A 5,373-nucleotide genomic window follows, 5' to 3' on the forward strand; every position below is an offset into this window, starting at 1 on the left:
CCAGCGGACAGGCCGGCGAGGCCGAGGCGGCGGCGGCGATCTCGCGGAAAGCGTTGCGGTCCAGGGACTTGGGCGGCGGTGCGGCGAAGAAGGGATGGCCAGCACCCGGCCCACCGCCTCGTCGTCCGCCATGCCGCGCGCGGCAATGGCTCCGCCGTCGTCATAAGCGAGGCCGGCGCGGGCGAGCAGGAAGTCGTCCAGGAGCGCATTGCCGGGGCCGGTGTCGCAGGCGACGGGATCGGCCTCGCCGTCGAGGAAGGTGACGTTGGAGACCCCGCCCACATTGAGCACCGCCAGCGGCCGGGGGCCATCGAGGCCGCGCGCCAGCGCCGCGACGATGTTCAGCGCGAGATTTCCGACGCCCTCGAAGGACCGCCGGAACTTGCCCGCGAGGCCGCGGGCCTCGGCATCGACGGGCCGCTGCCGGACCCGCGCGCCATCGAGGAGAAACTGGAACGCGCCAAGCGCGACCGCGAGCGGCTTGGCGCCGTGAACCTGCGCGCCGACGTGGAGCTGGAGGAGGCCGAGGGCCAGCACACCGCCCTCGTCGCCGAGCGCGACGACCTGGTGGAGGCCATCAAGCGCCTGCGCGGGGCGATCCAGAGCCTCAACCGCGAGGCGCGCGAGCGCCTCCAGGCCTCGTTCGCGGTGGTGGACGCCCATTTCAAGAAGCTGTTCGACACCCTGTTTGGCGGCGGCGAGGCGCAATTGGTGCTGACCGAGGCCGAGGACCCGCTGGAGGCGGGCCTCGACATCATCGCCAAGCCGCCGGGCAAGAAGCCGCAGACGCTCTCGCTGCTATCGGGCGGCGAGCAGGCGCTGACCGCCATGGCGCTGATCTTCGCCGTGTTCCTCACCAATCCGGCGCCCATCTGCGTGCTGGACGAGGTGGACGCGCCGCTCGACGACGCCAATGTGGAGCGCTTCTGCACCCTGCTCGACGAGATGACGCGCCTCACCGACACGCGCTTCCTCACCATCACCCACAACCCCATCACCATGGCGCGCCAGAACCGGCTTTTCGGCGTCACCATGGCGGAGCGCGGGGTGTCGCGGCTGGTGTCGGTTGACCTCCAGGCAGCCGAGCGCCTGCGCGAAGCGGGGTGACGCAACGTCCCTTGCCGCCCGTTGCCATAATTTTCACATGTTATTTCAATAGTCTAGCGCATTCGGAACGCGCCTTGACACTCATTTTTGCCGCAACTATGTTGCGCCGCGGTTTCAAGGGGGAGGCTGCGGTCTGCCACCTGAGCCGGAGTGGGCGCCATGTCCGACCCGAGTGATGCTTCCCGCGGCCGATCCGCGAACGATCGGCCGGTCGATGGGGACGTGTCCGCCGCGGGCGGGGCGCCGGCTTCCCGGCCCAGTGACGGAGAGCTCTCGCAGCGTCTTCAGGATCTCGATTCCTCCCTCGGGAAGGTGCGCGCCAGGACGCAGGAGCCGAAGGGCAAGAGCGGGCCTGACACGTCGTCCGCCTCGGGCGTCGCCTTGGCGTTCCGGCTCGGTGCCGAGTTCGTCTCCGGGGTGCTGGTGGGCTCGCTCATCGGCTACGGGATCGACTATTTCCTCGCGATCTCGCCCTGGGGGCTGATCGTGTTCACGCTGGTCGGCTTCGCTGCCGGCGTGCTGAACATGCTGCGCGCGGCGGAAGGCCGCAGGCACGGCGGCGGCAAGGCCCTGTAAGAGACGGCGCCGAGAGGCGTCGTCCGGGGCGCCGGAAGAAACGGGCGGCGAACGCCGCAACGAGCAGGCGGCCGGTGCCGCGGACGGAACACGAGCGGCGAACGCCGCGCACTGGCGGCTTCGGGCCGCCGCGACAAGGGGGCGTAGGCGGATGGTCGTCGATCCGATCCACCAGTTCGAGATCAAGCGCTACGTCGACCTGCTGAACATCAGCAGCGTCCAGTTCTCCTTCACCAACGCTGCCGTCTTCATGTTCGGCATCGTCGCCATCATCTTCTTCTTCCTCACCTTCGCGACGCGCGGGCGCACCCTGGTGCCGGGCCGGGCGCAGTCGGCGGCCGAGGTGAGCTACGAGTTCATCGCCAAGATGGTGCGTGATTCGGCCGGCAACGAGGGCATGGTGTTCTTCCCCCTCGTGTTCTCGCTGTTCATGTTCGTGCTGGTGGCGAACCTCGTCGGTCTCATTCCCTACACCTTCACGGTCACCGCCCATCTGATCGTCACCGCGGCGCTGGCGCTGCTCGTGATCGGCACCGTGATCGTCTACGGCTTCATGAAGCACGGCTCGCACTTCCTGCACCTGTTCGTGCCGTCGGGCGTGCCGGCCTTCCTCCTGCCCTTCCTGGTGGTGATCGAGGTGGTGTCCTTCCTCTCGCGTCCCATCAGCCTCTCGCTGCGTCTGTTCGCCAACATGCTGGCCGGCCACATCGCGCTGAAGGTGTTCGCCTTCTTCGTGGTGGGCCTCGCTTCCGCCGGCGTGGTCGGCTGGTTCGGCGCGACGCTGCCCTTCTTCATGATCGTGGCGCTGACCGCGCTGGAGCTGCTGGTGGCGGTGCTGCAGGCCTACGTGTTCGCGGTGCTGACCTCCATCTACCTCAACGACGCCATCCACCCCGGTCACTGACCGGCCGGGCGCGGCCGCGGCGGCCCGGTCCGGGCCTCACGTTCCGGGCTTCACGTTCAACGACGGTTTCTCAAGGAGAGTAAAATGGATCCTGCAGTCGGAAAGTACATCGGTGCCGGCCTCGCCTCTCTCGGCATGGGCCTCGCGGCCATCGGCGTGGGCAACATCTTCGGCAACTTCCTTGCCGGCGCCCTGCGCAATCCGTCGGCCGCCGACGGCCAGTTCGCCCGCGCGTTCATCGGCGCGGCGCTCGCGGAAGCCTCGGCATCTTCGCGCTGGTCGTCGCCCTCGTGCTGCTGTTCGTGGCCTGATCGGGCCGCGGGCGGGAGGGGCTTCCTCCCCCGCCAAGGGGTGGCGGACCGCAGGCGAGGGGATGCCCCCGCCGTGCGCCCGCCGCCCGATCGCAATCCTGAGGCGATCCCGTCCGGTCCCGGCCGGGGTCGAAGACATCATTTGAGGCAGGCGGGCGTGCCATGACCAGGACTTCCATGACGCATACATGGACGCGGAGCACATGGACGCGGAGCGTCGCGCTGGCAGGCGTGATCGCCGGCCTGTGCGCCTCCCCGTTGCTCGCCGCCGAGGGCGGTCATGGCGGAAAGCCCCACTTCCCGCCGTTCGACGCCACCACCTTCGCGTCCCAGCTTCTGTGGCTCGCCCTCTCCTTCGGCCTGCTCTATTACCTCATGAGCAAGGTCGCGCTGCCGCGCATCGGCCGCATCCTGGAGGAGCGCCACGACCGCATCGCCGACGACCTCGAAGAGGCGGCCAAGCACCGCGCCGAGAGCGAGGCGGCCCAGCAGGCCTATGAGAAGGCCCTGAACGAGGCTCGCGCCAAGGCCAATTCGATCGCCGCCGACACCCGCAGCCGGCTCACCGCCGACGCGGATGCGAACCGCAAGGCGCTGGAGGCGGACCTGTCCGCCAAGCTCGCCGCGGCCGAGGCGCGCATCGCCTCCACCAAGGCGGAGGCCATGACCCATGTGCGCGGCATCGCCGTGGACGCGGCCCATTCCATCGTCTCCACCCTGATCGGCACCGCGCCTGCCGCGCCGGACGTCGAGAAGGCGGTGGACGGCGTCCTGTCCAAGCGCGACGCGGCCTGAGGAACACCGATATGAACGAGATGGCTCTCGCCGAGGTCTGGGTCGCGGTCGCCTTCGTGGTGTTCGTGGGCATCGTGCTCTATGCCGGCGCGCACCGCTCCATCGCCGCCGGGCTCGACAAGCGCGGCGCGCGCATCGCCGCCGAGCTGGAGGAGGCGCGCCGCCTCAAGGAGGAGGCGCAGAAGCTGGTGGCCGAGTTCAAGCGCAAGCAGCGCGAGGCCGAGGCCGAGGCCGAATCCATCATCACCGGCGCCAAGGCCGAGGCCGAGCGTCTCGCCGCCGACGCCAAGGCCAAGATCGAGGATTTCGTTGCCCGCCGCACCAAGATGGCGGAGGAGAAGATCGCCCAGGCCGAGCACCAGGCGATCGCCGACGTGCGCTCCATCGCTGCCGATGCCGCCGCCAAGGCGTCCGAGGGCCTGCTGGCCGCCGGCGCCGTCGGCGAGGCCGGCGCCCGGCTGGTCGCGAACGCCATCTCCGAGGTCAAGTCCAAGCTCAACTGAGGCTGGCCGGCAGCATCTCGGCCGCGAGGATCGTGGGCGTCCGCTGGGTGCGGGCGCCCTTTTTGCGTGCGCGGATCGGCCAGCCGGATCTGCTGTGGTTGACCTGCCTTCAGTTGGCGCTTGGGCCGCATCTTGCGTTGCGTCTTGAATCCGCCGCGCGGGTGGGCCAAAGCTTGCCGCATGAGGCTCACGCGCCACCGCCGTCCGCGCCTGCCCCCGCGCCTGCCGGGCATCTTGGGGATGCTCGCGCTCGCGGCGCTGGCGCTCATTGGCACGGCGCCGTCCGCGCCGGCCATCGCCCAGCAGGGCTGCTTCCTGTTCTTCTGCCCGCCCGGCGTGCAGCCGCCGGGACAGCGCAAGCCGCGACCCTGGTTCGCGCCGGGAGACCTGTTCGCGCCGCAGGAAGAGCCGCCGAAGCCGGCGCCGAAGAAGCCGGCGGAGCCGGAAGGCGTCGTCTACCAGAGCGCCGACGCGGCGACCCAGGGTCGCAAGCAGCAGCAAAGCCAGTTCATCCTGGTGATGGGCGACCGCATCGCCGGCCAGCTCGCCCAGGGCCTCGCCGATGCCTATGTGGGCGAGCGCGCCCGCCTGGCCGTGATCGAGACCATCGCCGACGAGAGCGGCTACCTGCCGGCTCCGGTGGACTGGCCGCCGCGCTTCCCCGAGGCGGTGGCCGCGGCGCGCGCCAGCGTCGCGGTGCTCGCCATGGGCAATGACGACCTCCAGCCCATCAAGGACGGCGAGATCACGGTCCAGCCGCTCACCGACCGCTGGATGGAGCTCTATGCCAAAAGGGTGGACGACGTGCTCGCGGCCCTGCGCGCGGTGGCGCCGCGGGTGATCGTGGTCGGCCTCGCGCCGGTGCAGAGCACGACCGTGTCGGACGACTACCGGCGCCTCAACGACATCCTGCGCTCGCGCGCCGCCCGTGCCGGCTTCCCGTTCGCCGACGTCTGGGAAGGCTTCGTGGACGAGGACGGCAAGTTCGCCGTGTTCGGCCCGGCGGTGGATGGCCAGCGGCGACGCCTCCGGCTCAATGACGGCATCCGCTTCACCCGCGCCGGCGGGCGCAAGCTCGCCTTCTTCGTGCAGAAGGACCTCGACCGGCATGCTGGCGGACCCGGCCAAGCCCTCCGCCGGCATGGTCCGGCGGCCCGCTGGAGCGGCCCGCCGCCTT

6 protein-coding genes and 2 pseudogenes are annotated in these 5,373 nt (G+C 70.2%); 7 read left to right on the forward strand and 1 reads right to left on the reverse strand.

Annotated elements, in window-relative coordinates:
• On the reverse strand, positions 1-291 hold a 291-nt coding region (locus AC2W7M_RS19155; RefSeq protein WP_486134116.1), incomplete at its 3' end, for an anhydro-N-acetylmuramic acid kinase.
• Here AC2W7M_RS19155 and AC2W7M_RS19160 point away from each other — a divergent pair.
• From AC2W7M_RS19160 to AC2W7M_RS19190, 7 genes and pseudogenes are all read left to right on the forward strand, one after another.
• A pseudogene (locus tag AC2W7M_RS19160) lies at positions 178-1,107 on the forward strand (chromosome segregation protein SMC); the annotation flags it as partial. The gene AC2W7M_RS19155 and the pseudogene AC2W7M_RS19160 overlap by 114 nt on opposite strands.
• Before the next feature lie 312 nt (positions 1,108-1,419).
• Positions 1,420-1,683, forward strand: coding sequence for an AtpZ/AtpI family protein (locus AC2W7M_RS19165; RefSeq protein WP_486134106.1), 264 nt, complete (start codon positions 1,420-1,422; stop codon positions 1,681-1,683).
• A gap of 151 nt (positions 1,684-1,834) precedes the next feature.
• Entirely contained in the window at positions 1,835-2,587 is a 753-nt protein-coding gene (locus tag AC2W7M_RS19170) for a F0F1 ATP synthase subunit A (RefSeq protein WP_486134108.1), read from the forward strand.
• 84 nt (positions 2,588-2,671) lie between these two features.
• Positions 2,672-2,898: pseudogene (locus AC2W7M_RS19175) on the forward strand (F0F1 ATP synthase subunit C).
• Positions 2,899-3,060: 162 nt separating this feature from the next.
• Positions 3,061-3,693, forward strand: coding sequence for a F0F1 ATP synthase subunit B (locus AC2W7M_RS19180; protein ID WP_486134110.1), 633 nt, complete (start codon positions 3,061-3,063; stop codon positions 3,691-3,693).
• Positions 3,694-3,704: 11 nt separating this feature from the next.
• Positions 3,705-4,196 (forward strand): F0F1 ATP synthase subunit B family protein, encoded by a 492-nt coding sequence (locus AC2W7M_RS19185; RefSeq protein WP_486134112.1) that lies wholly within the window; start codon positions 3,705-3,707, stop codon positions 4,194-4,196.
• 180 nt (positions 4,197-4,376) lie between these two features.
• Positions 4,377-5,373, forward strand: a 997-nt coding sequence (locus AC2W7M_RS19190; protein ID WP_486134114.1) for an SGNH/GDSL hydrolase family protein, incomplete at its 3' end; no start/stop codon positions are given.

The organism is Xanthobacter sp. BG11Y11_SDJG (genome assembly GCF_057364445.1).

What these genes read in the sequence shown, in the direction of transcription:
- AC2W7M_RS19170 (WP_486134108.1), top strand. Translation starts at nt 1,835, where the DNA reads ATGGTCGTCGATCCGATCCACCAGTTCGAGATCAAGCGCTACGTCGAC.
- AC2W7M_RS19180 (WP_486134110.1), top strand. Translation starts at nt 3,061, where the DNA reads ATGACCAGGACTTCCATGACGCATACATGGACGCGGAGCACATGGACG.
- AC2W7M_RS19185 (WP_486134112.1), top strand. Translation starts at nt 3,705, where the DNA reads ATGAACGAGATGGCTCTCGCCGAGGTCTGGGTCGCGGTCGCCTTCGTG.